The following is a 24,818-nucleotide window of genomic DNA, read 5'->3' as shown; positions in this document are numbered from 1 at the left end:
CCAGCACCCGGGGTGCTAGGACACGGGCTGACCGCCCTGGGCGCCCAGCGGAAGGACGCTCGCTCCCGCGGCGTCGAGGGCCAGCCGGTTCGCGGCCCACCCCTCGCCCGCGAGCTGCGCGACCTTGTCGGCCGCGTCGTTGTCGACCAGCGCGAGGACCGTGGGGCCCGCGCCGGAGATGACCGCGGGGATGCCGTCCGCCCGCAGCCGGTTGACGAGTCCCACGCTCTCCGGCATCGCCGGGGAGCGGTACTCCTGGTGCAGCCGGTCCTCGGTGGCGGGCAGCAGGAACTCGGGACGCCTGGTCATGGCCTCCACGAGCAGGCCCGCGCGCCCCGCGTTCACGGCGGCGTCCACGTGCGGTACGGAGCGCGGCAGCAGGCCGCGGGCGGTCTCGGTCAGGACCGGCTTCGACGGCACGAAGACCACCGGAACGATGGAATCGGCGGGGTCCATACGGATCGCCTTGGCGCTGCCCCCCTCCATCCAGGCGAGGGTGAAGCCGCCGAGCAGGCAGGCCGCGACGTTGTCGGGGTGGCCCTCGATCTCGGTGGCGAGCTCCAGCAGCGCCGTGTCGTCGAGCCTGGCCTCGCCGCCTATGGTCACGGCGCGCGCGGCGACGATGCCGGCGCAGATCGCGGCCGAGGAGGAGCCGAGGCCCCGCCCGTGCGGGATGCGGTTGGCGCAGACGACCTCCAGGCCCCGCGGCTGTCCGCCCAGCAGGTCGAAGGCGGTGCGCATGGAGCGCACGAGGAGGTGGCTCTCGTCGCGCGGGAGGGTGTCGGCACCCTCACCCGCGATGTCGATGTTCAGGCCGGAGTCGGCGACGCGGACGACCACGTCGTCGTAGAGCCCCAGGGCCAGGCCGAGGGCGTCGAAGCCGGGGCCGAGGTTGGCACTGCTGGCGGGCACGCGCACTCGTACGGCGGCGGCGCGGAACGCTGGACCTGCCATCGGTCGATGACACTCCTTGTGACTGTGCGGGATCCGGCGGGCTGTGCGGGATCTTCGCTGCGAAATGTACTGGAGAACGTACGACACCCGAAGGCCCTCGGGGCAGCACCGCGGTCATATGCGCGGTGGCGGATGTAAGTACAGCGTATCGAAGGAAGGTTCTCCCGCGACATAGGGCGCACAGGAGGCGCACGATGCGTGTCGGCGCCTTCCGGTGGATTCCGCTGAATTGCCGTTGGCTTCCGGTGTCGTACGGCCCGGGTCGCCGGATTCCGGAAGGTTTCCGGAATCCGGCAATCGGGTCATGGCGCCGCGGGTGCGGCCGGGGGCCCGGACGGGGCCCGGGGTCAGACCAGGCCGAGGCGGACGGCGGCGGCCTCGGCGTCCACCGGGACGGTGACGGGCTGCGGAGCGCCCGCGACCGCCCAGTCGGGGTCCTTCAGGCCGTTGCCGGTGACGGTGCACACGATCTTCTGGCCCGGGTCGACCAGGCCCAGCTCGGCGGCCTTGAGCAGGCCGGCCACGGAGGCGGCCGAGGCGGGCTCGACGAAGACGCCCTCCTGGGAGGCCAACAGGCGGTAGGCGGCCAGGATCTGGCGGTCCGTCACCTCGTCGATGAAGCCGCCCGACTCCTCCTTCGCGGCGAGCGCGTAGTCCCAGGAGGCCGGGTTGCCGATGCGGATCGCGGTGGCGATGGTGTGCGGCTCCTTGACGACCTCGCCGCGCACGATCGGCGCCGAGCCGGAGGCCTGGAATCCCCAGACGCGGGGCGTACGGGAGGCCAGGCCGTCGGCCTTGTACTCCTTGAAGCCCTTCCAGTACGCGGTGATGTTGCCGGCGTTGCCGACGGGCAGCACGTGGATGTCGGGGGCGTCGCCGAGCGCGTCGACGATCTCGAACGCGGCCGTCTTCTGACCCTCGATGCGCACCGGGTTGACGGAATTGACCAGCGCCACCGGGTAGTTGTCGGACAGCGCGCGGGCCAGGTCGAGGCAGTCGTCGAAGTTGCCGTCAACCTGCAGGATCTTGGCGCCGTGCACGAGGGCCTGGCCCATCTTGCCGAGCGCGATCTTGCCGCGCGGCACGAGGACCGCGGACACCATGCCGGCGCGCACCGCGTACGCGGCGGCGGAGGCGGAGGTGTTGCCCGTGGAGGCGCAGATCACGGCCTTGGCGCCGTCCTCCTTGGCCTTGGTGATGGCCATGGTCATGCCGCGGTCCTTGAAGGACCCCGTGGGGTTCGCACCCTCGACCTTGAGGTGCACCTCACAGCCCGTGCGCTCGGAGAGCACCTGGGCGGGAACGAGGGGAGTGCCACCCTCCCGGAGCGTGACCACGGGGGTCGTCTCGGTGACCGGCAGGCGGTCCCGGTACTCCTCGATGATGCCGCGCCACTGGTGGGTGCGATTGCTGCTCATGGGTCCTTACTCCCCTTCAACACGCATGATGCTGGCGACACCGCGCACGGTGTCCAGCTTCCGCAGCGCCTCGACGGTCCCGGAGAGGGCGGCGTCGGGTGCGCGGTGGGTGACGACGACGAGGGAGGCCTCACCGTCCTTGCCCTGCTGCCTGACGGTGTCGATCGACACCCCGTGCTCCGCGAAGGTGGTCGCCACCTGGGCGAGGACGCCCGGCTTGTCCGCCACATCGAGGCTGATGTGGTAGCGGGTGACGACGTCCCCCATGGGGCTGACGGGCAGCTGGGTGTACGCCGACTCGCCGGGCCCCGTTGCCTCGGCGAGCTTGTTGCGGCAGACGGCGACGAGGTCGCCGAGGACCGCGGACGCGGTCGGCGAACCGCCCGCGCCGGGCCCGTAGAACATGAGCCGCCCGGCGGCCTCCGCCTCGACGAAGACCGCGTTGTAGGCCTCGCGGACGGAGGCGAGCGGGTGGCTGAGCGGGATCATCGCCGGGTGGACGCGGGCGGTGACGGACTCGCCGTCGGCGGCGCGCTCCAGGATGGCGAGGAGCTTGATGGTGCAGCCCATCCGCTTGGCGGAGGCGAAGTCCGCGGCGCTGACCTCGGTCATGCCCTCGCGGTACACGTCGTCGAGGCGGACGCGGGTGTGGAAGGCGATGCCCGCCAGGATCGCGGCCTTGGCGGCGGCGTCGTAGCCCTCGACGTCGGCGGTGGGGTCGGCCTCGGCGTAGCCGAGGGCGGTGGCCTCGTCGAGCGCCTCCTGGTAGCCGGCGCCGGTGGAGTCCATCTTGTCGAGGATGAAGTTCGTCGTGCCGTTGACGATGCCCATCACCCGGTTGATCTTGTCGCCGGCGAGGGACTCGCGCATCGGGCGAACCAGCGGGATGGCGCCGGCGACGGCGGCCTCGTAGTAGAGGTCCAGCCCGTGCGCCTCGGCCGCGGCGTGCAGCGCGGCGCCGTCCTGGGCGAGCAGCGCCTTGTTGGCGGAGACGACGGAGATGCCGTTCTCGAAGGCGGTGGTGATCAGGGTGCGGGCGGGCTCGATGCCGCCGATGACCTCGATGGCCACGTCGATGTCGCCGCGTTTGAGCAGGGCGGTGGCATCGGTGGTGACGAGCGCGGGGTCGATGCCCTCGCGCACCTTGGAGGGGCGGCGCACGGCGACGCCGGCGAGCTCGACGGGCGCGCCGATCCTGGCCGCCAGATCGTCGGCGTGCGTCGTCATGATGCGCGCCACCTCTGAGCCGACCACTCCACAGCCCAGCAGCGCCACCTTCAGCGGACGCGTACGCATCATTCGACCTACGCCTTTCGATCTTTCTTCGCTCCCGGCGCGCGGGTTGCGCGCCAGGTATGAACCAGTCTCACTCAATGGACAGCAGTTTCCATCTTCGGTCCATTGAGTGAGACGTCTATTTTCGGGACCGGACGCCCCGTCCCGAAAATATGGGAATCATCCGAGGTCGAGGGACAGGAGATCTTCCTCCGTCTCGCGCCGGACGATCACCCGCGCGGCCCCGTCGCGCACGGCGACGACGGGCGGGCGGAGCGCGTGGTTGTAGTTGCTGGCCATGGAGCGGCAGTACGCCCCGGTGGCGGGCACGGCGATCAGGTCCCCGGGGGCCAGGTCGGCGGGCAGGAAGGCGTCGCGGACGACGATGTCGCCGCTCTCGCAGTGCTTGCCGACGACGCGGACGAGCATGGGCTCGGCCTCGGAGACGCGGGAGACGAGGGTGACGGCGTACTCGGCGTCGTAGAGGGCCGTCCGGATGTTGTCGGACATGCCGCCGTCGACGGAGACGTACGTGCGCAGGCCCTCCAGCGGCTTGATCGTGCCGACCTCGTAGAGGGTGAAGGCGGTGGGGCCGACGATGGCGCGGCCGGGCTCGACGGAGATCCGGGGGGCCTTGAGCCCGGCGCTCTCGCACTCCCGCGCGACGATCTCGGTGAGCGCCTTGGCGATCTCGTGGGGCTCGCGCGGGTCGTCGGCGGAGGTGTAGGCGATGCCCAGGCCGCCGCCGAGGTCGATCTCGGGGAGCTCGACGCCGTGCTCGTCGCGGACGGCGGCCAGCAGCCGGACCACCCGCTTGGCGGACACCTCGAAGCCGGCCATGTCGAAGATCTGGGAGCCGATGTGGGAGTGGACGCCGAGCAGCTCCAGGCTGTCGTGCCCGAGCGCCCGCCGCACCGCCTCGGCGGCGGAGCCGTCGGCGACGGCGATCCCGAACTTCTGGTCCTCGTGCGCGGTGGCGATGAACTCGTGGGTGTGCGCCTCCACGCCGACGGTGACGCGGATCTGCACGGGCTGGCGCACCCCCAGCTCGGCCGCGATGTGCGCGACCCGCGCGATCTCCTGGAAGGAGTCGAGCACGATCCGCCCCACGCCGGCGCCGACCGCGCGCCGGATCTCCGCCTCCGACTTGTTGTTGCCGTGGAAGGCGATCCGCTCGGCGGGCATCTCGGCGGCGAGGGCGGTGGCCAGCTCCCCGCCGGAACACACGTCGAGGTTCAGCCCCTCTTCCTTCAGCCACCGCACGACGGCCTTGGACAGGAAGGCCTTGCCCGCGTAGAAGACGTCGGCGTCCTTGCCGAAGGCGTGCGCCCAGGCCCGGCAGCGGGCCCGGAAGTCCTCCTCGTCGAGGAAGTAGCCGGGCGTTCCGAACTCCTCCGCGAGCCGGGTCACTTCGATACCGCCGACGCAGACGACCCCGTCCCCGTTCCGCGTGACGGTCCGCGACCAGACCTTCTCGTCCAGCGCGTTCAGGTCGGCGGGCGGCGGGGCGTAGTGGCCCTCGGGCAGGACGTCGGCGTGGCGGGGCCCGGCGGGGTGCGCGGAACGGCTCATCGGAATCTCTCTTCGGAAGTCACAAGAAGGCTGGGGCGTCCATGCCGAGGAGGGCGAGGCCGCCGGCCAGCACCGCCCCGGCGGCTTCGGCAAGAGCCAGCCGGGCGCGGTGGGCGGCCGAGGGTTTCTCGTCCCCGAGGGGCAGGACCTGGTGCTGGAAGTCGAGGAGCGCGTCGGCGACGGCGACGAGGTGCCGGGCGAGCCGCTCGGGCGCCCCGTGGTGCGCGGCGGCCTCGAGGGCGAGGGGGTGGTCGGCGAGGGCGCGCAGCAGGGCGGGCGCGCAGGGCGCGTCTGCGAGGCCGGGCTCTGCGATGTCGCCGGGCTCGGCGTGGAACCCGAGGTCGCGGGCGTTCCGGGTCAGTGCCCGGGCCCGGGCGTGGGCGTACCGCACCCGGAAGACCTCGTTCTCCTCACCCTGCACGAGCAGCGCGTCCGTGAACGAGGGGGTCTCCTTCGCCGGCACGGCGAGCATGGCCCAGACGGCGGCCGCGGCCCCGTACCGGGCGCGCACGTCCCCGTCCCGGCGGGCGACGGGCGCGACGCGCGGGCCTCCGCCGGCCCCGGCGCCGTCGAGGCCCTGCCCCTCCCGGATCCGGGCGACGGCGGAACGCACGACCTGCTCCCGGTCCCCGCCGACGGCCCCGCTGCGCGGCCGGACGCACCCGTACCGCTCTCCCCTGGCCCGTACGTCGCGCACCAGCTCGGCGCCGGACAGGGGGGCGAGGGTGAAGTTGAGGAATCCGGGCCCGGTGACGTCGACGGTCTCGATCCCGGGCTCCAGGACCAGCGCCCCCGCGAGCACCCGGGCGGCCTCGGCACCCTTCCCCATCCTCAGGGCGACGGGGCTGGCGTACTCCCCCACCCCTCCGGGCCGGGTCCGCTCGACGACCACCCGCGCGGGCACGGGCCCGTCGAGTTCCCCGGCCTCGACGGCACGGCGCACGGCGTGTACGACGGCACGAGAGAGGTCGGCGGGGATCACGGGGCCCAGCCTAGGGGAGAAGCCCCTCCCCCATGCATCGGGTTTCGCCATGTGGAACGGGCCCTGGAACGGACGGCGGCAACACGCCCCGGAACGGACGGCCGGACCGGACACCGCAACGGACGGCCCGGCAGGCCCCTCCCCCACACCCCTCTGCCCTTATACCCCTCTGGCCTTACACCCCTCTGCCGGCCGGGGCACCCTTCCGCTCGCGCCGGTCCTTCCGCTCGACGAGCCGCCGCACGACCCGCACCAGCTCGGCGGGCTCGAAGGGCTTGGCGAGGAAGGCGTCCACCCCGGCGGCGATCCCGGCCTCCACCTCGTGCTGCGTACAGGCACTGACGATGGCGACGGGCACGTGCCGCGTCCGCGGGTCGGCCCGCAGTTGCGCGGCGGCCCCGAACCCGTCGAGCCGGGGCATGACCACATCAAGGGTGATCGCGTCGGGACACACGCGGTGGACGACGTCCAGGCACTCGGCACCATCGTTCGCGGTCACGACCTCGAAGCCCTCCAGCTCGAGATTGACCTTGATCAGCTGCCGGATGACCTTGTTGTCGTCGACAACAAGCACCCGGCCCGAGGCGCCTGGCACAACTCGAGAGTAGGTCGCCCTAAGCCCCCGCGTCCGGGTTTTTGCCACTTCCACCCCGTCCGGGCGACCGACCTCCCTCCTCCCGCCCAAAACGGTTCCTGATCACCCCGTGGAAGCTGGTAGTGTTCAACCCGTCGCCGCAACGCGAACGACACGCCCCCGTAGCTCAGGGGATAGAGCAACGGCCTCCGGAGCCGTGTGCGCAGGTTCGAATCCTGCCGGGGGCACTTCGCACGAAGTGCCCAAGACCCCGCCATCAGCGGTCACGCTGAGACGGGGTCTTCGCGTTTCTGCGGTCATGTGCCGTGTCGGGCATCGGTGTTGGGGCCGGCAGGCGGGACCGGTTCGGGGGCGGGCGGTGCGCCGGGGCTGGCGGCGCCGGGCTATCGCGTAGGTGCGTGCCACCCGTTGGGCGTCCGGCTTCTTCCACGCCGTCCCCCTCGGCGGCAGCCGGCCCGGGCGGGTGCACGACGGCGGTATCGGGGATTCCGGGCTGCGTCAAGACACGGGATCGCGGGCCGTGACGCCGGGGCGGTGGCGGGGCCTACTGGTGGTGGGGCGGGAAGGGCCGGAGGGGCCTTCCCGGTCGTTCGTTCCGAGTGGAGGAGGATTCCCATGACCCAGCCGTTCTGGACCCGTCGTCTCTTCGTGTTCGCCGCCTCGACCGTCGTGGCCGTGGGAGGTGCCCTGCTGAACGTCGCCGCGCTCGCCGCCGTCCACGGGACGCCGCACCTGACCGCCGCCGGGCAGCAGTGGGAGTGCTTCGCCGCGCCCTGCGATCCGCCGGACGGGCAGGGGAAGGACGGGCCTCCCGTGAACGTTCCCCCCGGGCACGACTGGCAGTGCGTCACCGCTCCCTGCGGGCCGCCCGGGAAGGGCGCAGGGTCGCACGGTGTTCCCCCGCACCACGTGTGGGAGTGCTTCGCCGCGCCCTGCAACCCGCCGGACGACCGCTTCCCTCCCCCGAACCCGGCACCGGTGGGGAAGCCGGCCCAGGGGGGCGTCCTGGTCTGAGCCCGCTCCGCGGCCCGTCGGGTTCTCCGGCGGGCCGTTTCGGCTAGCCGGCGTCGGGCCAGTCCTGCGCCGGTTCCGCCCGGCGCCGGGCCTGGCGGGCGTTTTCGGTGCGGAGGGTGGTGAGCCAGGGCCAGAGGTCGGGGAGGGGCTGGGCCGCGCAGGCGAGGCGGTGTTCTATGCGGCAGCGTTGGGCCGGGTCCGGCGGGCAGACGCCGTACACGGTGACGCGGCCGTCGGACAGCACGATCCAGCGGTGCTGCGCGGGCACGACGTGGGCCGGCGGCGTCATGTCCGGCTCCAGCAGTACCCAGTCGTGCTCCAGCGTGGCCGCCCTGTCCACCGGCAGGCCGCAGTACGGACAGTGCGGCTGCCCGGCTCGCAGCCGGGTCGGTTCGTCCTGGTAGTCCCCCATACCGTGAGGGTCGACAGTGCGGCGGGTTGTGCAAAGGGCGCGAACCGGCCAGGTCGGGTGGGGTGGATGGGTACGGGTGGGGTGGGTGGCGGCGCATGGGGCGTCGCCTGTCACACGCGACCCAACGCCTTCGGCCGGTAGGGGCGGGAGGCGGTCGCGCAGGGGGCTGGAGGGGCCGGCGCGGGGGCAGGTGTTCCGGTGGTCCGTACGAGGGGGTCGGGCAGGGTCTGTGTGTTCGGGGGGTGGCGGGGGGAGCGGGGGTGCGTAGGGTGGATTTGAGGCCGCTTCGTGCCGTTGACCTGGCGCTTTGCGGTGTGGTGGCGCACAGAGGATGGGGCGACGGGATGCGTGGGCTGGCGGAGACGGCGCGGCAGTGGGCCGCCGAGGGGCGGGTGGCGTTCCTGGCGCGGCCGGTGACCGAGCAGGGGTTCGGACCGCGGGATCCCGCCGGGGCCGTGCTCGTGGACGCGCGGGGCGAGTGCGTGGGGGCCCTGTACCGCGGGGTGTTCGACGCCGAGCTCGTCGCCGAGGCGGGGGTCATGGGGGCCGGGGGCGGTGCGCGGGTGTGCGAGGTGTCGGTCGGGGCCGGTGAGGCCACCGAGGCGAAGCTGACCTGTGGCGGGCAGGCCGAGGTGCTGTTGCAGCCGCTGTCCGCGATCCCCGCCGAGTGGTGGGAGCTGCTCGGGACGGGGGCCGGGGTGGCGCTGGTGACCCGGCTCAGCGAGGGGGCGGACGCCGCCGTGAGCGAGGTCGTGCGGGCGGGGGACGTGCCGTCCGACGACGCCGGACGGCGGGCCGGGGAGCTGCTCGGGACCCGCCGGCCGGGACGGGACGCGCTGTACGGGGGGTCCGGGCTGGTGCTCGTGGAGGCGTACCCCTCGGCCCCGCACCTGGTGATCGGCGGCGGCGGGGAGCTGGCCCAGGTCATCGGGGCGCAGGCCGCGCTGCTGGGGTGGGGGTCGGTGGTGGTCGAGGACGCCGACGAGGCGGAGAAGGTGCTCGTCCGGCACCGGGACGCCGCCTGCCTGGTGCTGCTCAGCCACGAGCCGGGTTTCGACGTGCCGACGCTGCGCAACGCCCTGGCCCTCGGGATCCCGTACGTGGGGGCGCTGGGTTCGCGGCGGACCACGGCGCGGCGCCGGGAGGGGCTGGTGGCCGCGGGCGTGGGTGAGGCCGGGCTGGCGCGGGTGCACGGGCCGATCGGGCTCGACCTGGGGGCGAAGACCCCGGCCGAGACGGCTCTGGCGATCTGCGCGGAGATCCTCGGGGTGCTCGGGGGGCGGGACGCCCGGGGGCTGCGGGATTCCGACGGGCCGCTCAGGTAGGAGCGGGCACCCGGGGGGGGGCGGGGATCGGGGGGGCGGGGATCGGGGGTGGGGTCCGTTCATGATTCTTTGCGCCGACCGCGTGAAAAAGGTCTGAAAACGGGAAAATGGGATGCATGGACATGATCCTGAGCGTGGACGCGACCCTCACCCACAGCGCATGGTTCTTCATCGTCGGCATCGCCATCGCCGGGTTCCTGCTCGCCGGGTTCAAGCTGGGACAGATGGTGCGGGCCAAGGAGCCGCCGCCGCCCACCCCCGAGAGCCAGCCGCACCTGCCGGACGGCGGCGCCGTGCACGAGGTCCGGGAGGAGCGGGACTCCGTCGAGATCCCCGAGGGCGGGCTGAGGCCGCACGAGATGCAGGGGTACGGGAACTTCGGCTCCACCACCTCCCTGCACCCGGACGAGGTGCGGGCCGAGCGGGAGTCCGGGTACAAGCCCGTGAGCGGGCCCGGGCCGCACCCGCAGCCCGGGGCCCCGCCCAACGCCGGGCGCGGCGCACACTCCTAGCCCGCCGAGCGCATCCTCTGGCCCGCGCCCTCCGCGCGGGTCAGAGGTCCGTCCGGAGGCGGAGCACCTGCGGCGGGGGGTGGCGGGCCGAGGTGTGGCGCACCTCGGCCGTGAGGGGCGGGTCCAGTGGGGTGTACGGGGTTTCGCCCACGCCGATCGCCGTGGCCACCGCGCCGCCGGCGGGCGCGGCGGCCGGGGGGCGGTCGCGCAGGGCCGCAGCGAGGTCCGTGCGCAGGGCGGGCGGGAGGGGGCTCGACACCAGGGGGGTCTCCTCGTCCTCCCCCGGGAGGACGAGGACCAGCGCCAGCGGGCGGCGCGCGGTGCCGGTGTAGCCGATCACCGCCGCGTCGCGGACGTTCGTGTGGCGGAGCTTGCGCCAGGCGCGGCGGCCGGACGGGTAGGGCTGGTCCAGGCGTTTGACGACCAGCCCCTCGATGCCGCTCGCGGGTAGCGTCGCGTACCAGGTCTCGGCCAGTTCCGGGTCGGTCGTCATGGGCACCGGCTGGAGCGGCGGCCCGAGGGGGGCGAGCAGGTCGACCAGGAGGGCGCGGCGGCGTGCGTAGGGGTGGGCGCGTACGTCGAGACCCGCGAGCTCCAGGACGTCGAAGGCGGCGTACGAGGCCGGAAGGGTCCGGGCCAGGGCGGCCGCGCGGGCCGGCGTGGCCGCCGCGCGGCGCTGGACCAGGGCGAAGTCCGTGCGGCCGGCGTGCCAGACGACCACCTCGCCGTCCAGGACGGTCCCGGCCGGCAACTGCCGCGCGGCGGCCACGAGGTCCGGGAAGGCGGTGGTGACGGTGCGGCCGGAGCGGGCCTGGAGGACGACTCCCCCGGCATCACGGCGGATGACCATGCGATGGCCGTCGAACTTCGGCTCGTAGGCCAGGCCCGGGCCGCGCGGGAGGGTGCGTACGGAGGCAGCAAGGGCCACCCGGACCGGCGCCGTCACCGCGGCTTCCCGGGCAGCGCGCCCGCCCGGGCGGGGTCCAGCAGGGGGGCCAGGAGGTCGCCGTCGCGTTCGAGGCGGGGCGGTACGTCGTCGGCGAGGAACACCAGGTCGGACGGGTCGCGGCAGGCCTCGACCTCCGCCCAGGAGACGGGGGCGGAGGCGGTGGGCAGGGCCCGCGCGCGCAGGGTGTAGGGGGCGGCGGTGGTCTTGGCGGCGGCGTTCTGGCTGTGGTCGACGAAGACCTTGCCGGGGCGCAGGGCCTTGGCCATGCGGTGCACGACCCCGCCGGGGAGGGCGGCCTCGGCCTCCTGGGCGAGGGTCTTGGCGTACGCGGACACCCGCGCGGACGGGGTCGGCTCCACCGGGACGGACAGGTGCAGGCCCTTGGAGCCGGAGGTCTTGGCGTACGCGTGCAGCCCGTCGGCGGCGAGGCGGTCGCGCAGCCAGAGGGCGACGGCGCAGCATTCGACGACGGTCGCGGGGGCGCCGGGGTCCAGGTCGAAGACGAGCCGGTCGGCGACGGCCGGGGTGGCGGCGGGCCACTGGTGGACGTGGAACTCGACGACCAGGTTGGCGGCCCAGATGAGGGCCGGCAGATCGGATACGAGCACCTGTACGGCCCCGGGGTCGTCGGAGCGGGGCACGGGGGCGGTCTTCACCCATGCGGGGGTGCCGGGCGGCGGGTTCTTGGTGAAGAACAGCTGCCCGTCCGGGCCGTCCGGATAGCGGAGGAAGGAGACCGGGCGGTCGTGGAGGTGCGCGAGGAGGGCGGGCGCGACGGTGGCGTAGTAGTGCAGCACCTCGCCCTTGGTGAAGCCGGTCCGCGGGTACAGGACCTTGTCCAGGTTGCTGAGCGCGATGCGGCGCCCCTCCACCGACGTGATCGGCGTCATACGATGAGATTGCCACGAATCAGGAGGAACCGTGCGATCCATTTGGAACGGGGCGATCTCCTTCGGCCTGGTCAGCATCCCGATCAAGCTCGTGAACGCCACCGAGAGCCACTCCATCTCCTTCCGCCAGATCCACGTGACGGACGGCGGGCGCGTGCGCTACCGCAAGGTGTGCGAGCTGGACGGCGAGGAGGTGTCGTCGGACGAGATCGGGAAGGGGTACGAGGAGGCGGACGGGTCGATCGTGCCGATCACGGACGAGGACCTGGCGCGGCTGCCGATCGCCTCGGCGAAGACGATCGAGATCGTCTCCTTCGTGCCGGCCGATCAGATCGATCCGCTGCAGATGGACTCCGCCTACTACCTGGCGGCGAACGGGGCCACCGCGGCGAAGCCGTACACGCTGCTGCGGGAGGCGCTGAAGCGGAGCCGGAAGGTGGCCATCGCCAAGTTCGCGCTGCGGGGGCGGGAGCGGTTGGGGATGCTGCGCGTCGTCGACGACGTCATCGCCATGCACGGGCTGCTGTGGCCCGACGAGATCCGGGCGCCAGAGGGGGTGGCGCCGGAGGCGTCGGTCTCGGTGCGGGACGCCGAGCTGGACCTGGCGGACGCGTTGATGGCAACCCTGGGGGAGGTCGAGATCTCCTCGCTGCACGACGAGTACCAGGAGGCCGTCGAGTCGATGATCGCGGCGAAGGCGGGAGGCGCGTTCGAGCCGTCGGAGGCGGTGGTCGAACCGTCCGGCGGGCAGGTGATCGACCTGATGGCGGCGCTGGAGAGCAGCGTGCGGGCTGCCCGGGCCTCGCGGGGCGGGGGTTCGGGGGACGGCGGCAGCGGGGGCGGGAACGGGGAGGCCGAGGTGACGCCGATCCGGCGGAAGGCGGCCCCGGCGGCCTCCGCGCCGAAGGCGGTGGGCGGGAAGAAGTCGACCGCGGCGGGGGCCCGGAAGAGTGCCGGGGCCGCGAAGAAGACCACGGCGAAGTCGACTTCGAAGGCGACGGCCGGCAAGTCGGGAGCGCGGCAGGCGGCTTCCGGTACGAAGTCCACGTCCACGAAATCCGCGCCCGCCAAGTCCACGTCCACGAAGTCCACGGCTGCCGCGCGGAAGAGCGCCGCGGGGGCGGGGGCGGATGCGGGAACGGCGAAGAAGGCCGCGCCTCGGAAGCGGAGTTCGGCCTGACGGGACGGGCGGGCGGAGGCGGGTGCGGGGCGGACGGCGGGCGCGGGGCCGGGGCCGGCCTGACCGGAGGGGCGGGCGGACGGCGGGCGCGGGGCCGGGGCCGGCCTGACCGGAGGGGCGGGCGGACGGCGGGCGCGGGGCCGGGGCCGGCCTGACCGGAGGGGCGGGCGGACGGCGGGCGCGGGGCGGACGGGCGCGGGGCGGACGGCGGGGGCGGGGCGGACGGCGTCCCGGTTCCGGTCCGTCGGGGTGGGCGGGTGGGCTACGGCTCGGGTGTCCAGGTCGTCCTGGTGCGGGCCAGGGTGAACAGGGCCTCCACGTCCGGTGGTTTGAGGGTCGGGGGGATCGCGCGGAGGGTGGCCGTCAGGGTGGGGGGCTGGAGGACCAGGACGTCGCGGAGGGTGGGGGCCACGTCCACCCGGGAGGCGTCCGCGAGGGTCAGGGCCGGGGTGACCGGGGACGCCAGGGCGCGGGCGGCGCGGGCCGCCGCGCGGCGGATCCAGCGGGGGTCCGGGCCGGGGGCGGCGCGGCCCACGGTCAGCAGGAGGTCGCCCACCTGGGCGCGCTGGCGGCGGCCCGGCACCGTGCGCAGGGCGAAGACGCCCGGCGGGCCGATGAGCAGGTGGTCCAGGAGTCCGAGGCCCGGCAGGGGGACGTCGTGGACGGCCCGCCAGTCGGTGGCTTCGAGGAGGTCGAGCTCCGCGCCCGTCCGCTGGAGGGCCAGGAGTTGACGGCGCATGCGGTGCCGGGTGCGGCCGCCTCCCGGTGCGCCGTACGCGAGTTCGCCGAGCAGCGTCTCGCCGGGGCGGTTCGGGGCCAGGTCGCGGTCCGGCGGGAGGTACAGGCGGCGGAGTTCGGCCGGGGTGGGGACGGGGGGCGGCCCGATGGTCCAGTCCCCGCTCAAGTAGGGGCGCAGCGCCGCCAGAACGGCCTCGCGCCGGTCGTCCGCCAGGATGCTGACCCGCTTGGTCCGGCGGTCGTACCAGGCCACCGTCCGGCCGTCGGGCAGGCTGACGTAGAGCCGGCCGGGCCGGCCGCCCGGAAGGACCTTGAGTCCGTGCATCGGCCTCACCCCCGCGTCCATGTGAGCAGGCGCCGCCGCACTCGGCAATCCCTCGAACATGTAACAGCTCCGTCGGCTCGCTGCTGCCTTCCTGTTACAAGGTCAGCGCTCTACCGCAACAGCCCGCGCCTACGTTGGTGCCGCACCCACCGGCACCCGACCGCACCGAAGGACTCCCGTGAACACCGTCAGCCGCCGCACCATCGTTCGCGCCACCGCCGTGACCGCATGCGCCGCGGGCCTGCTGGCGCTGCCCACCGCCGCCGCGCTCGCCGACGGGGTCCCCGCCGCGTCCGCCGCCGGCGCGCCGCGGACCCTGGTCGGCAGCCTCGCCCTCGCGGACGGCCGCTCGACCGCGAACGTGTACCGCCTCGCGAAGGACGCGTACCAGGCGGAGATCCTGCGCTCGGGCGCCACGGTGGCGACGCTGACCAGCCGGGACGGGACCACTGGCGTGGGCGGGTCCGGCGAGCTGCACGCCGCGCTGCGGCCGGACGGGAGGCTCTCCTCCTGGGTCGGCGAGACCCTCGCGCAGGACGGCTCGCACACGGTGGCCGGAGACGGGCACAAGACGGCGACCCGCCGGGGCACCGGGCACGTGGTGCCGGCCGTCGCCGAGACCCGCCACACCCTCGGCACCGCCGAGGCGCTGCGGCTGAACACCCTGGCCGACGGTCCGGGCGGCGGGGTGCTGCTGCTCGCGGCGGGCGGCGGGATCGCGGCCGTGGGGGCGGCCGGTCTGGGCTTCGCGATGCTGCGCCGGGGCCGTACGGACGGCTGAGCCCCGGGGCGGGAGGACGGCTTCCCCCGATGACCGAAAATCCTAAATCGGGCTTATCTCCGCATAAGGTGGTCGGGACGACGTCCCCGACGACTGCCTGATCCACCCCGGAGAGGAGGACCCGCGCCGTGCGCATGCCCCGCTCCCGTGTGCGTGCGCATCCGCATCCGCCTGCAGGTCCGGATGCGCGGTCACGTACGGGTGCGGGTGCCGGGCTGGTCGTCCTGCTGGCCCTGCTGCCGTCGGCCGCCGGGTGCGGGAACACGGGCGGGCTCGTCTCCGCGGGGCCGACCCCGACGGTGAGCGGGCCCGTCGACCTGTGGCCGGAGCGCAAGGGCGCGGAGGTACCGCCCGCCGATCCCGGGGGTGCGCCGCCGCAGTACGTGCCGGGCCTGCCGCGGGTCACCGGCCAGGACGTGCACTCCGTCGACCCGGTGGCCCTGGTGCAGGCCGAGCTGCGGGCACATCCCGACCTCTCCGTCGGGCCGGACGGGATGCCCCCGGAGACCGCCGCGGCGATCCGCGCGTGCGGACGGGAGGGGCGGGCCCCGGGGGCGTGTCCCGTGCTGGCGCCGTACTACCGGGACCTGACCGGGAACGGCAAGGACGAGGTGGTGGTCGGGATCGAGTTCCCCGACCGGATGATGTCCGTACGGGTGTACACGGCCGATCCGGACGGCCGGCTGAACCGGATCATGGCGACGACCCAGACCGTGATCGGCGTGGAGCTGGCCGGGCGGGACGTGGTCCTGCGGGTGCCGAGCGGCAACTCCGGGTACGAGCTGATCACCGCCTGGTCCTGGGACGCGAAGCAGCGGACGATGCTGCCGGCGCGGGAGCAGATCGTACGGGTGCCGGCGGGGGCGGCCGGCCCCTCCACGGGCCCCTCCACGGGCCCCTCCGCGGGTGCGCCGTGAGACGGCTGCTGCCCGCCTGGACGGCGACGCTGACCTGGAAGTCGGCGTGCTTCATCGTGGTGATGTGCTGCTCGCTGGCCGTGGTGCTGGGCGTGCTCGTGCACGTCCAGGTGACCCGGCAGACCGTCGCCACGGCCCGGGACGAGGCCCTGGGCAAGCTGCACGAGGCCTCGCTCGCCTACGAGGCCGGCGAGGCCCTGCCGCCCGAGTCGGGCATCGACCCGCAGGGGCTGCCGGGGCCGCTGCGGGCGCTGGCGGTGAGCGGGCAGCGCGGGACGGTCGTGGCGGAGGACCGGCAGGGACGGCCGGTGATGTGGGCGGCGGCCCCGGCCGACGGGCGGGCGCTGGCCACCTCCGTCGACTACGGGCAGAGCGCGGGGACGATCACGGGGCTGGACAACGCGATCATCGGCTCCTCGGTGCTGGCCCTCGGGGGGACGCTGCTGGTCGGGGCCTTCGCGGTGACGCGGGTGACGCGGCGGCTGCACCAGACGGCGACGGTCGCGCGGCGCATCACCCGGGGCGACCTGGACGCGCGGGTCGGCGACCCGCGCGCGGAGGATCCCTCACGGCACCCGGACGAGGTGTCGACGGTGGCGGGGGCGCTCGACAGGATGGCGGGGTCCCTCCAGCGGAAGCTGCTGAGCGAGCAGCGGTTCACGGCCGACGTGGCGCACGAGCTGCGCACCCCGCTGACCGGTCTGCAGGCGGCGTCGGAGCTGCTCCCGGAGGGACGGCCGACGGAGCTGGTGCGGGAGCGGGTGCGCACGATGCGGCAGCTGACCGAGGACCTGCTGGAGATCTCGCGGCTGGACTCCGGGAGCGAGCGGGTGGAGACCGATCTGCACCAGCTGGCACGGCTGGCGCGGAGGGTGGTGCGGGCCTCGGGGACGGACACGGAGGTGGTCGTCGTCCGGGACGCGCACGTGGAGACGGACCGGCGGCGGCTGGAGCGGGTGCTGGGGAACCTGGTCGCGAACGCCCACAAGCACGGGCGGGGTCCGGTGGTGGTGACGGTGAACGGCCCGGTGGTGACCGTACGGGACCACGGGGGCGGGTACCCGCAGTACCTGCTGGACGGGGGGCCGCAGCGGTTCCGGAGCGGGGGCGGGGGGCACGGGCTCGGGCTGACCATCGCGGTAGGCCAGGCCGAGGCGATCGGCGCCCGGCTGGACTTCCGCGCGGCGGCGGGCGGCGGGGCCCTGGCGGTGCTGACCCTGCCGGAGCCGCCGGCGCCGCCGGCGTCGTAGGGACGCGCCCGTACCCCGCGAGGGACCGGGCGCCGACCGCTCACCCGCACCCCGGCGGGACGGGGCCCGCCGCGGCCCGGCCCCGCCGGTCAGGCGTCGTGTCGCGGGGGCTTCGTCCACGGCCAGCGGAGCTTCGGCTTCTCGCCCGTCGGGCAGAACGCGTACTTCCACCCCTTCTGGAGCCCCAGCCGCTTCGTGTACCCCGACGGCACCCGCTGGTACAGCAGGACCGTCGGCGGTCCGCCGTCCGCCGCCGGGACGGGGATCTCGTACCACTTCGGCGGGTGTCCCGTCGGGCCGAGGAGGATCGGGAGGACCCGGCCGTCCATCGGGCCGCCCTCGAAGGGGGTCGGTTCGCTTCTCACCCCACCAGTGTCACAGCAGGTGGGCCGCGTCGGAGACCACGGGGATCACGCGCCGCGCGAGGAGGCCCGCGGGGCCGTCCGCGCGTTCCAGGGCGAGGGCCGCGCGGGCGGCGGAGGCCGTTTCGGGGTCGGTGGCGGCGGTGGCCGTCAGGAGGGCGATGAACTGGTCGACCAGCCAGTCCCGGAGGGTGGCGGCCTCCGGCTGCTTGCCCTCGTCGAGCCAGATCAGGGAGGCCGCCTCGACCGCCGTGATCCAGGTGCGGACCATCATCCGCAGCCGGGGTCCGGGGCCCGGGGCGGGCAGCTCCAGGTGGAGGAGGATCTGCTCGGCGGCCGCGCGGCGGATGCCGTCCACCGTGGCGGTGGTGCGCGAGGTCTCCACGACGCTGCCGCCCTGGAGGAGGGCGGCGAAGCCGGCGTCGTGTCCGTCGACGAAGGCCAGGTAGCGGTCGAGGACCCGGGAGAGCCGTGCGGTGAGCGGCCCGGTCTGGGGTTCGGCGAAGCAGAGTTCGAGGACGTCGGCCGCCGAGCGCAGGGCGGCCTCGTACAGCTGCTGCTTGCCGCCGGGGAAGTAGCGGTAGACCAGCGGCCGCGAGACCCCCGCGGCCTCCGCGACGTCGTCGAGGGAGACCTCCTCCGGGGCCCGGTGCGCGAACAGCGACAGGGCCGCGTCGAGGAGTTGGGCCCGCCGCTCCTCGACGCTCAGCCTGCGGTAGGCACGTACGGTGCGTACGGTCATGTCCGCAGCGTAGACGTACGGTGCGGCTCGCGGGGGCTTACGGGAGGAGGCCGGAGCTCTTCCAGAGGCGGCGTCCGGCGCCGCGCAGGACGCCGATGTCGTCGAGGAAGTCGGTGAGCCGCTTGGCTCCGGTCTGCATGACCTCGCGGCGGTGGCCGCTGGCCTTGACCTGGGCGACGGCCTCGCGCCGGTCGAGGCCGACGTTGTCGTAGACGGCCGGGTTGACGAAGGCGAGGGAGAAGACGCGGGCGGCCTCGCCGCAGCTGAGCCGGGTGAGTTCGCGCTCCCAGCGCGGGGCGGTCAGCATCTGGCGGCGCAGCTCCTCGCGGGCGTAGCGGACGTGCCGGGCCTCCTCGATGACGTGGATGCGGGTCACTCCGCGCACGAGGGGCTGGATGCGCTCGTCCGGGAAGGTCAGGCGCTGCATCCAGTCGAGGATCTCCTCGCCGAGCAGGGTGCAGGCGAAGGAACCGGGGGTGGTGGAGACCGTCTTCAGGATCCGGGCGAGGTTGTGGTTGGCGCGGGAGACCGGGTAGGCGGGGGCGCCGCCCGTCCGGATCATGCGGGCGAACATCATCGAGTGGCGGCACTCGTCGGCGATCTCGGTGAGCGCGTAGCGGACGTGGTTGCTGGTCAGCGACTTGTCGTAGATGTGCCGGACCAGCAGCTGCATGAGGATGATCTCGAACCAGATGCCGAGCGAGGCGAGGGCGGCCGCTTCGTGGCGGGAGAGTTCGATGCGCTGCTCCTCCCCCATCTTCTTCCACAGCGGGGTGTCGTAGAGGGAGAGCAGCTCGGGCGGCCAGTAGTACTTCCCGTCGACGGGAGGGGCCTCCCAGTCGAGCTCCTCGTCGGGGTCGAAGGAGTGCTTCGCGGAGGATTCGAGCAGGCGCTCGGCGATCTGCTCGCGGTCCTTGAGGAGGCCGAGGGCGTCCCTCAGCGCGGCTCGCTCCGTCACGGTCGTCATGGCTTCGGGCCCCTCGGCAGTCGGGTTACCAACGGTCACGTCTTATAAGACTGCTTGTCAGCAAGGTCGTCAATCCCTCGCGCACGACTTGTTGACCCCGTGTCTACCAACGTGTGACGCTGCCAACCGTCCAGTCCTGTACGGCAGTACGGCAGTACGTGAGACGAGGAGGCGTCAGTGTCGACGCACGAGCTCTACACCACGGCCCCGGGCGAGGGCGTCTGGCAGGTGCCCGCCGGCGGCTCGGCCCGCTTCAGCTGGGAGTACGACGAGGGCCGCGAACGCCTCCTCGCGCTCTACCAGAAGGGCAAGGACAAGCAGTGGGACGGCGCCAAGCGCATCGACTGGGACATCGAGGTCGACCCGTACGACCCGCTGGGCACCCCCGACGAGGTCCTGACCCTCTACGGCACCCGGCACTGGGCCAAGCTGACCGAACGGGACAAGGGCGAGCTGCGCCGGCACTACGGCGCCTGGAACTTCAGCCAGTTCCTGCACGGCGAGCAGGGCGCGATGGTGTGCGCGGCACGCATCGTGGAGTCCGTGCCGGACCTGGACGCCAAGTTCTACTCCGCCACCCAGACCATGGACGAGGCCCGGCACGCCGAGGTCTTCGGGCGCTTCCTGCACGAGAAGGTCGGGATGCTCTACCCGATCAACGACAGCCTCCAGGGGCTGCTGGGCGACACCCTGCGCGACTCCCGCTGGGACATGCCGTACCTGGGCATGCAGGTGCTCATCGAGGGGCTGGCGCTGGCCGCGTTCGGGATGATCCGCGACACGACGGACAAGCCGCTGCCCCGGCAGATCCTCGCGTACGTGATGCAGGACGAGGCCCGGCACGTGGCCTTCGGACGGATGGCCCTGCGCGACTACTACCGGCAGCTGACGGACGCCGAGCGGCGCGAGCGCGAGGAGTTCGTCATCGAGGGCTGCCACCTGATGCGCGACCGGCTGCGCGGGGTGGAGGTGCTGGAGAACTTCGGTATCCCGCGGCGGGAGGCGGAGGAGTTCTCCGAGCAGTCGGAGTTCCTGCACCTGTTCCGCAGGCTGCTGTTCAGCCGGATCGTGCCGTGCGTGAAGGACATCGGGCTGTGGGGCGAGCGGCTGCAGAAGGCGTACCTGGACATGGGCGTCTTCGAGATGGGCGACTCCAACCTCGACCTGTTGATGACCCAGGACGAGGAGATCGCCGAGGCCCTCGACCGGGAACGCTTCGCGGCCGAGGAGCGGGACCGGGTGGCGGAGGTGGAGGCGGCCATCGAGGAGGGCGCGCAAGCCTAGGCCGGCGGAGCCTCGGGCGGGCCGAGACCCGGGCGGCCGAGCCCGGGGGGCCTGGGGCCGAGACCGGGGGCCTGCCTGGGGGCGGGCCCGAGGGCCGGCCTGGCAGACGGACCCGGGGGCCGGCCTGGCGTGCGGGCCTGAGGCCGAGACCGGGGGCCTGCCCGGCGTGCGGGCCCCGGCCGAGGCGTCGCCGGTCAGTGGCCGGACAGGGAGGCCTGCATCATCGCGCGGGCGATCGGGGCCGCCGCGCCGTTGCCGCTGATGTCACCGCGGACCGCCGAGGCGTCCTCGACCACCACCGCCACCGCGACCGCCGGCACCGGCGCCTCCCCGGCCTTGGCCCAGCCGATGAACCACGCGTAGGGCGTGCCGGCGTTGCCCAGCCCGTGCTGGGCCGTACCGGTCTTGCCGCCGACCCGGGCGCCCGGGATCGCCGCGTTGCGCCCGGTGCCCTCCTCCACCACCTTCACCATCAGCTCCTGCATCCGCAGCGCCGTCGGCGGGCTCATGGCGCGGCCCAGGGTGCGCGGTCCGGAGCGCCGGACCGGGCCACCGCCCTGACGGGTCGTACGGTCCACCAGATAGGGCGTCTCGATCTCGCCGCCGTTGGCCACCGCCGCCGCCACCATCGCCATCTGCAGCGGCGTGGCCCTGGTGTTGAACTGCCCGATCGAGGACAGCGCCAGCTGGTCCGGGCTCATGTCGGTGTCGAAGTTCGACCGGGACACCCAGGACGGCACCCGCAGCTCCTCGTCGTTGAACCCGAACCGCTCCGCCGCCTCGACCATGCCCCTGAGGCCCACCCGCACCCCGATCCCGGCCATCACGGTGTTGCAGGACCACTGCACCGCCTCCGCCATCGAGGCGTCCTCGCAGCCCGTGCCGGCGTTCGGCAGCAGGGTGCTCGTGCCGGGCAGCGGGTACGGGTCCGGGGTGCGGGTGGGGGCGTCCACGTCGTCGACCACGCCCGCGTCCAGGGCCGCGGCCGCCGTCACGATCTTGAAGGTGGAGCCCGGCGGATACGTCTCGCGCAGCGCCCGGTTGAGCATCGGCCTGGCGGGGTCCGCGTTCAGCCGCGCCCAGGCCGCCTTGACCGCCGCACCGGTGCCGGAGAGCAGGCCCGGGTCGTAGGAGGGGCTGCTCACCAGCGCCAGGATCCGGCCGGTCGCCGGCTCCAGCGCGACCGCCGCGCCGCGCTTGCCGCCGAGCCCCCGGTACGCGGCCCGCTGCACGTCCGCGCGCAGGGTGGTCGCGGCGTCGCCGCCGGCGGGGCGGCCGCGCGAGAGGTCGTACCAGAGGGGGAAGGCGGAGAGCCCCGGATCGGTGCCGGCCAGGACGGCGTCCTCGGCCCGCTCGGCGAAGCTGGTCCCGTACGTCTGGGAGGAGAAGCCGGTGGCGGGCGCGTAGAGCGGGCCGTCGGTGTAGGTCCGCTCGTAGCGCAGCAGCTGGCCGCTGTCGCGGGAGCCGGTGACGGGCCGGCCGTCGACGAGGAGGTTGCCGCGCGGCTGGGCGTAGCGCGCGATGGCGGGGCGTTTGTTGGCCGGGTTCGCACCGTAGGCGGCGGACTCCCAGACCTGCACGCGGGCCACGTTGACGAGGAGCGCGGCGAGGAGGAGCACGCAGAAGTACGCGCACCAGCGGATGTAGCGGATCATCCCGGACCTCCTGCGACCCCGGTCGCCCCGGCCGGCCCGGTCACCCCGCCGCCGCGGGCGCTGTCGCTGAGCCTGACCAGCAGGGCGACGATGATCCAGTTGGTGACGACGGAGGATCCGCCCTGGGCCAGGAAGGGCATGGCCATGCCGGTGAGCGGGATCAGGCCGGTGACACCGCCCGCGATGACGAAGACCTGGAGGGCGACGATCGAGGCGAGCCCGGTGGCGAGGAGCCGCCCGAAGGGGTCGCGGAGGGCGAGCCCGGCACGGAAGCCGCGGGAGACGAGGAGTCCGTAGAGGAGCAGGAGGGCGGTCAGGCCGACGAGGCCCAGCTCCTCGCCGGCGGTGGCGAGGACGAAGTCCGATTTGGCGGCGAAACCGATGAGGAAGGACTGGCCGTGGCCGATGCCGGCGCCGAGGAGGCCGCCGGCGGCGAAGGCGAAGAGGGACTGGGCCAGCTGGCCGGGCCCCTCGCCGCGGTCGATGGAGGCGAAAGGATTCATCCAGTCCTGGACGCGGCTGTGGACGTGCGGTTCGAGGGTGCCGACGGCGTACGCGCCGAGCGCGGCGAGGAGCAGCCCGACGGCGATCCAGCCGATCCGGCCGGTGGCGGTGAACAGCATGATGACGAAGAGGCCGAAGAAGAGGAGCGAGGTGCCGAGGTCCCGCTCCAGGACGAGGACGCCCACGCTGAGCAGCCAGATCGTGAGGATCGGCCCGAGGACCCGGCCGGGCAGGAGCCGGAGCCTCCAGAAGAGCCGTCGGCCGGTGAGGGCCAGGGCGGTGCGGTTGGCGGCGAGGTAGGCGGCGAAGAAGACGGCCAGCAGGATCTTGGCGAACTCCCCCGGCTGGAAGGAGAGCCCGGCGAAGCGGATCCAGATGTGGGCGCCGTTGACGGCCGGGAAGAAGACGGGGACGAGCATCAGCGCGAGGGCGGCGGTGACGGAGAGGTAGGCGTACCGCTGGAGCGCCCGGTGGTCGCGCAGCCCGGCGACGACCAGGGCGAACAGCCCCACGCCGAGCCCCGACCAGCGCAGCTGGTCCCCCGCGCCGGCCTCGCCCGGGGTGGCGAGGTCGAGCCGCTCGATGAGCACGAGACCGAGGCCGTTGAGCAGGACGGCGATGGGCAGGAGGACAGGGTCGGCGTACGGGGCCCGGAGGCGTACGGCGAGGTGCGCGACCAGCGCGGCCACGGCGAGGCCGGCGGCGTAGTGGGTGGTGGAGGTCGAGACCCGGCCGGCGAGGCCGACGTACGCGTAGCCCAGCACGGAGATCAGGACGGCTCCGGCGAGGAGCATCAGCTCGATGCCCCGGCGCTTGGGGGTGCGGGCGCCGGGGAGAGGGGGCGGAGCGGGCTCGGGCTCCGTCACCTTCGCCGTCAGGGCTGGCGGGGGCATACGGGAAACGTAGCAAGCCAACCACCCCTATGTCCGGTTATGCCATAGTCTGCCGAAGAGTCGTCAGAAACGGTCGGAATCGCCACGAGCAGGAGCCGGAGCCGAGCCTTATGGGACCTGTGGAATTCATCGTCCTCGCCTTCCCGGAGGAACAGCTCCGGGTCCCGGCGGTCGAGGCCGTGACGGGGCTGCGCAAGACCGGGGTGGTGCGCCTGATCGACGGCCTCGTCACGACGAAGACGGCCTCGGGGGAGGTCATGGCGGCGGAGTTCGACGAGTTCGTGGAGCTGCGCGGCCTCCTGGCGGGCCGCGACGTGGCCCGGCTGATCGGCCCGGAGGACGTGCGCGAGGCGGCGGAGCTCCTGGACCGGGGCAGCTGCGCGCTGCTGCTGGTCGTCGAGCACGTCTGGGCGCAGGACGCGGCCCTCGCCGTACGGGCGGCGGGCGGGCGGATCGTGGGCTCGGTCCGGATCCCGGCGGAGCGGGTGGAGGTGGCCTGATGTTCATCCGGCCGGTGAACGTGACGGTGACGGCGGCGACCCGGCCTGCGGGCCACCCCCTGCTGCGGGGCCTGCTGCGGCGGGCGGCGGGGGCGGCGGAGTGGAACCAGGACGTGGGCGAGGGGGAGCGGGAGGTGGGGCGGGAGGGGGAGGAGGAGCCCGTGGGTTCCGGTGTGGGGGCCGGTGCGGGTGACTCCCTTGCCGACGCGTTCGCGGAGGACGAGGCCGAGGCCCTGGCGGAGGCCGCGGGGGCCGCCGGGATGGAGGGGCGGGCGGAAGCGGCGGACGAGGCCGACGCGATGGCCCGCCCGAGCCCCTGGCCGACCACCCCGCCCGGGACGCCCCAGCCGACGCCGCCCGCACACGCAACCCTGGTCCCGGAGCTCAACCAACTGGCCGACCTCGCCCGGGAAGGGCTCCTGACCCCGGAGGAGTTCAGCCGGTTCAAGGCGCGACTGCTGGAGGGGTGAGGGGGCGGGGGCGGGGTGGGTGAAGCTGGGCGGGGTCGGTGGGGGCGGGGTCCCGGCTGGGCGGTCTCAGAGAGGGTTGGGGGGTTCCCGCCAGTCTCATCGTCCTTCCGCGTCGTGACGGCCTGTCAAGGGCGCTCCTTCGTCGCGTCGCTACGCGATCGCCTACGGCGACCCTTGACAGACCGCCCCGCCACGAAAAGCCGAAGACTGCCGGGAACCCCCCAAAGGAACGGGACGGTCCAGAGTCGGACACGCGGCGGGAGCAGCGATGAGGCGGGGTCGTCGGGGGCCGGCAGACCGCCCATCCGGGCCGACATCCCATGGGAACCGGGGCCGCCCCCACGCGTCAGAT

General features: G+C 73.9%; 25 protein-coding genes and 1 tRNA gene. 11 read left to right on the top strand and 15 right to left on the bottom strand.

The window, feature by feature from the left end:
- Positions 1 to 15: 15 nt before the first annotated feature.
- The 6 genes from thrB to ACIRBY_RS26705 form a co-directional block, all read right to left on the bottom strand.
- Complete coding sequence (gene thrB, locus ACIRBY_RS26730) at positions 16 to 954, bottom strand: homoserine kinase (RefSeq protein ID WP_366452046.1); 939 nt, start codon at positions 952 to 954, stop codon at positions 16 to 18.
- Positions 955 to 1,301: 347 nt separating this feature from the next.
- Positions 1,302 to 2,372: a threonine synthase gene (thrC, locus tag ACIRBY_RS26725; protein ID WP_042820311.1), complete on the bottom strand. Its 1,071-nt coding sequence runs from the start codon at positions 2,370 to 2,372 to the stop codon at positions 1,302 to 1,304.
- Positions 2,373 to 2,378: 6 nt separating this feature from the next.
- Positions 2,379 to 3,668, bottom strand: a complete 1,290-nt coding sequence (locus ACIRBY_RS26720; protein ID WP_042820321.1) for a homoserine dehydrogenase — start codon at positions 3,666 to 3,668, stop codon at positions 2,379 to 2,381.
- A 159-nt stretch (positions 3,669 to 3,827) separates the two neighbouring features.
- A complete protein-coding gene (gene lysA / locus ACIRBY_RS26715; protein ID WP_403904933.1) occupies positions 3,828 to 5,219 on the bottom strand; it encodes a diaminopimelate decarboxylase in 1,392 nt (463 codons plus the stop codon).
- Between the two features lie 19 nt (positions 5,220 to 5,238).
- Positions 5,239 to 6,201: an ArgS-related anticodon-binding protein NrtL gene (gene nrtL / locus ACIRBY_RS26710; protein WP_403904930.1), complete on the bottom strand. Its 963-nt coding sequence runs from the start codon at positions 6,199 to 6,201 to the stop codon at positions 5,239 to 5,241.
- A 175-nt stretch (positions 6,202 to 6,376) separates the two neighbouring features.
- The gene (locus tag ACIRBY_RS26705) at positions 6,377 to 6,796 is read right to left on the bottom strand and encodes a response regulator (protein ID WP_403904927.1); all 420 of its coding nucleotides are present in this window, start codon (positions 6,794 to 6,796) and stop codon (positions 6,377 to 6,379) included.
- Between the two features lie 155 nt (positions 6,797 to 6,951).
- On the opposite strand from ACIRBY_RS26705, the gene ACIRBY_RS26700 reads away from it, so the two are divergent.
- Both ACIRBY_RS26700 and ACIRBY_RS26695 read left to right on the top strand, forming a co-directional pair.
- A tRNA-Arg gene (locus ACIRBY_RS26700) sits at positions 6,952 to 7,023 on the top strand.
- 388 nt (positions 7,024 to 7,411) lie between these two features.
- On the top strand, positions 7,412 to 7,810 hold the full coding sequence (locus ACIRBY_RS26695) for a hypothetical protein (protein WP_403904924.1): 399 nt from the start codon (positions 7,412 to 7,414) through the stop codon (positions 7,808 to 7,810).
- Positions 7,811 to 7,853: 43 nt separating this feature from the next.
- Here ACIRBY_RS26695 and ACIRBY_RS26690 read toward each other — a convergent pair whose 3' ends face one another.
- Positions 7,854 to 8,222, bottom strand: a complete 369-nt coding sequence (locus ACIRBY_RS26690) for a DUF6083 domain-containing protein (RefSeq protein WP_403904921.1) — start codon at positions 8,220 to 8,222, stop codon at positions 7,854 to 7,856.
- 344 nt (positions 8,223 to 8,566) lie between these two features.
- On the opposite strand from ACIRBY_RS26690, the gene ACIRBY_RS26685 reads away from it, so the two are divergent.
- Both ACIRBY_RS26685 and ACIRBY_RS26680 read left to right on the top strand, forming a co-directional pair.
- Positions 8,567 to 9,547, top strand: a complete 981-nt coding sequence (locus ACIRBY_RS26685; RefSeq protein WP_403904918.1) for an XdhC family protein — start codon at positions 8,567 to 8,569, stop codon at positions 9,545 to 9,547.
- Between the two features lie 116 nt (positions 9,548 to 9,663).
- Positions 9,664 to 10,059 (top strand): DUF6479 family protein, encoded by a 396-nt coding sequence (locus ACIRBY_RS26680; RefSeq protein ID WP_403904916.1) that lies wholly within the window; start codon positions 9,664 to 9,666, stop codon positions 10,057 to 10,059.
- Between the two features lie 40 nt (positions 10,060 to 10,099).
- Here the strand turns inward: ACIRBY_RS26680 and ACIRBY_RS26675 are convergent, their stop codons facing one another.
- Both ACIRBY_RS26675 and ligD read right to left on the bottom strand, forming a co-directional pair.
- On the bottom strand, positions 10,100 to 11,005 hold the full coding sequence (locus ACIRBY_RS26675) for an ATP-dependent DNA ligase (protein WP_403904914.1): 906 nt from the start codon (positions 11,003 to 11,005) through the stop codon (positions 10,100 to 10,102).
- A complete protein-coding gene (ligD, locus tag ACIRBY_RS26670) occupies positions 11,002 to 11,898 on the bottom strand; it encodes a non-homologous end-joining DNA ligase (protein ID WP_403904912.1) in 897 nt (298 codons plus the stop codon). Before ligD ends, ACIRBY_RS26675 begins: the two co-directional genes overlap by 4 nt.
- A 31-nt stretch (positions 11,899 to 11,929) precedes the next feature.
- Here ligD and ACIRBY_RS26665 point away from each other — a divergent pair, with 31 nt between their 5' ends.
- Positions 11,930 to 13,078 (top strand): Ku protein, encoded by a 1,149-nt coding sequence (locus tag ACIRBY_RS26665; protein WP_403904909.1) that lies wholly within the window; start codon positions 11,930 to 11,932, stop codon positions 13,076 to 13,078.
- A gap of 262 nt (positions 13,079 to 13,340) precedes the next feature.
- On the opposite strand, the gene ACIRBY_RS26660 is transcribed toward ACIRBY_RS26665, so the two are convergent.
- Positions 13,341 to 14,141, bottom strand: coding sequence for an NERD domain-containing protein (locus ACIRBY_RS26660; protein ID WP_403904907.1), 801 nt, complete (start codon positions 14,139 to 14,141; stop codon positions 13,341 to 13,343).
- Positions 14,142 to 14,319: 178 nt separating this feature from the next.
- On the opposite strand from ACIRBY_RS26660, the gene ACIRBY_RS26655 reads away from it, so the two are divergent.
- The 3 genes from ACIRBY_RS26655 (at position 14,320) to ACIRBY_RS26645 (ending at position 17,089) form a co-directional block, all read left to right on the top strand.
- Complete coding sequence (locus tag ACIRBY_RS26655) at positions 14,320 to 14,922, top strand: hypothetical protein (RefSeq protein WP_403904905.1); 603 nt, start codon at positions 14,320 to 14,322, stop codon at positions 14,920 to 14,922.
- A 134-nt stretch (positions 14,923 to 15,056) separates the two neighbouring features.
- Complete coding sequence (locus ACIRBY_RS26650; protein WP_403904903.1) at positions 15,057 to 15,839, top strand: hypothetical protein; 783 nt, start codon at positions 15,057 to 15,059, stop codon at positions 15,837 to 15,839.
- Complete coding sequence (locus ACIRBY_RS26645) at positions 15,836 to 17,089, top strand: histidine kinase dimerization/phospho-acceptor domain-containing protein (RefSeq protein WP_403904901.1); 1,254 nt, start codon at positions 15,836 to 15,838, stop codon at positions 17,087 to 17,089. Before ACIRBY_RS26650 ends, ACIRBY_RS26645 begins: the two co-directional genes overlap by 4 nt.
- Positions 17,090 to 17,178: 89 nt before the next feature.
- On the opposite strand, the gene ACIRBY_RS26640 is transcribed toward ACIRBY_RS26645, so the two are convergent.
- Genes ACIRBY_RS26640 through ACIRBY_RS26630 form a run of 3 tightly spaced genes read right to left on the bottom strand, consistent with a single transcriptional unit; the run spans position 17,179 to position 19,160 of the window.
- Positions 17,179 to 17,454 carry a hypothetical protein gene (locus tag ACIRBY_RS26640; protein WP_403904898.1) on the bottom strand — a complete coding sequence of 92 codons (276 nt, stop codon included), beginning with the start codon at positions 17,452 to 17,454 and terminating at the stop codon, positions 17,179 to 17,181.
- Between the two features lie 10 nt (positions 17,455 to 17,464).
- The gene (locus tag ACIRBY_RS26635) at positions 17,465 to 18,193 is read right to left on the bottom strand and encodes a TetR/AcrR family transcriptional regulator (RefSeq protein WP_403904896.1); all 729 of its coding nucleotides are present in this window, start codon (positions 18,191 to 18,193) and stop codon (positions 17,465 to 17,467) included.
- A gap of 37 nt (positions 18,194 to 18,230) precedes the next feature.
- A complete protein-coding gene (locus ACIRBY_RS26630; RefSeq protein ID WP_403904893.1) occupies positions 18,231 to 19,160 on the bottom strand; it encodes a diiron oxygenase in 930 nt (309 codons plus the stop codon).
- Positions 19,161 to 19,337: 177 nt separating this feature from the next.
- On the opposite strand from ACIRBY_RS26630, the gene ACIRBY_RS26625 reads away from it, so the two are divergent.
- Positions 19,338 to 20,444 carry a ferritin-like domain-containing protein gene (locus tag ACIRBY_RS26625; protein ID WP_403904890.1) on the top strand — a complete coding sequence of 369 codons (1,107 nt, stop codon included), beginning with the start codon at positions 19,338 to 19,340 and terminating at the stop codon, positions 20,442 to 20,444.
- Positions 20,445 to 20,638: 194 nt separating this feature from the next.
- Here the strand turns inward: ACIRBY_RS26625 and ACIRBY_RS26620 are convergent, their stop codons facing one another.
- Complete coding sequence (locus tag ACIRBY_RS26620; RefSeq protein WP_403904888.1) at positions 20,639 to 22,099, bottom strand: penicillin-binding transpeptidase domain-containing protein; 1,461 nt, start codon at positions 22,097 to 22,099, stop codon at positions 20,639 to 20,641.
- The gene (locus tag ACIRBY_RS26615) at positions 22,096 to 23,496 is read right to left on the bottom strand and encodes an FtsW/RodA/SpoVE family cell cycle protein (RefSeq protein ID WP_403904886.1); all 1,401 of its coding nucleotides are present in this window, start codon (positions 23,494 to 23,496) and stop codon (positions 22,096 to 22,098) included. The genes ACIRBY_RS26620 and ACIRBY_RS26615 overlap by 4 nt, the downstream gene beginning before the upstream one ends.
- A gap of 110 nt (positions 23,497 to 23,606) precedes the next feature.
- On the opposite strand from ACIRBY_RS26615, the gene ACIRBY_RS26610 reads away from it, so the two are divergent.
- Positions 23,607 to 23,996, top strand: coding sequence for a DUF6325 family protein (locus ACIRBY_RS26610; protein ID WP_403904880.1), 390 nt, complete (start codon positions 23,607 to 23,609; stop codon positions 23,994 to 23,996).
- Complete coding sequence (locus ACIRBY_RS26605) at positions 23,996 to 24,466, top strand: hypothetical protein (RefSeq protein ID WP_403904877.1); 471 nt, start codon at positions 23,996 to 23,998, stop codon at positions 24,464 to 24,466. The genes ACIRBY_RS26610 and ACIRBY_RS26605 overlap by 1 nt, the downstream gene beginning before the upstream one ends.
- Positions 24,467 to 24,818: the final 352 nt, after the last annotated feature.

This window comes from Streptomyces sp. NPDC096136 (assembly GCF_044763325.1).
Classification (GTDB): Bacteria; Actinomycetota; Actinomycetes; order Streptomycetales; family Streptomycetaceae; genus Streptomyces.
This window is presented reverse-complemented; position numbering and strand designations above follow the sequence as displayed.